At 61.3% G+C, this 822-nt stretch carries 1 protein-coding gene; it reads right to left on the reverse strand.

Annotated features, from left to right (window positions below; genetic code table 11):
* Positions 1-112 precede the first annotated feature (112 nt).
* Positions 113-640: a hypothetical protein gene (locus GY937_04625; GenBank protein ID MCP5055995.1), complete on the reverse strand. Its 528-nt coding sequence runs from the start codon at positions 638-640 to the stop codon at positions 113-115.
* Positions 641-822 lie beyond the last annotated feature (182 nt).

Consider the following 822-nt stretch of genomic DNA (forward strand, 5'->3'; position numbering starts at 1 on the left):
CGGTCGAGCCGGGAGGGCGTTCGCCCTGGGTCAAGGACCTTTCGACCCGGAAGATCTGAATCGGAATCCGGAACGGCGGGCTGCGTCGCCCCCCGGCCAAATGATCAGATTTCTACGCTTCTGAGTGAGCGTCTACAAGTGCGTCCTTCGCCTGGGGGCCGACGTAGGAGAAGCGCATCGTGGCGAGGTCGAACTCGAAGGGAATGACGTTCAAGGATTCGACGAGCGAGCGATAACGCTCCTCGCTCTCGGCGAGCGCCGTTGCGGTTCGGTCCCGGGCGTTGAAAGTCGAACGCACGATCTCGGTAATGAGCGCGAGCGCAACGATCTGGATGCTGGCTCGCTGGAGTGTCTGGAAGAACAAGTCTCCGTCGTTGCGGGCAACGAAGACGCCTGCGACGAACAGACTCAGTATGGCGAGGTAGACCGGGGCGCGTCCCCACTGGGTCGCGATGAAGGGGACCAACATTGCCAGCAACGTGAAGAGACCGCGCGGCAATCCCAACTCGATGGTTCCGTAGGCGAGAACCGCCACGATGCCCAGGAATACAGGCAAGCCGAAGACGGGTGCTGGCACCCACGGGATCCAAGCTGCACCCAGGCCCTTGAGACGGCTCTCGACCACTTCATCCTCGCCCACGAGCGGATCATAGGGGCTCGTTGCGGTCGCGGAAGGCCGCACCCTAGTGATGTGATTCACGCTGTTGGGGCATTATCCAGCGCGCGCCTGGCTCTGCCAACCTTTTCGATGATCTCTTCTGCTGTCTTGGACCAGACGAAGGGAGTGGGATCATCGTTGTGTCCGTCCACGTAACTCATCAC

This window comes from bacterium, assembly GCA_024228115.1.
Classification (GTDB): domain Bacteria; phylum Myxococcota_A; class UBA9160; order UBA9160; family UBA6930.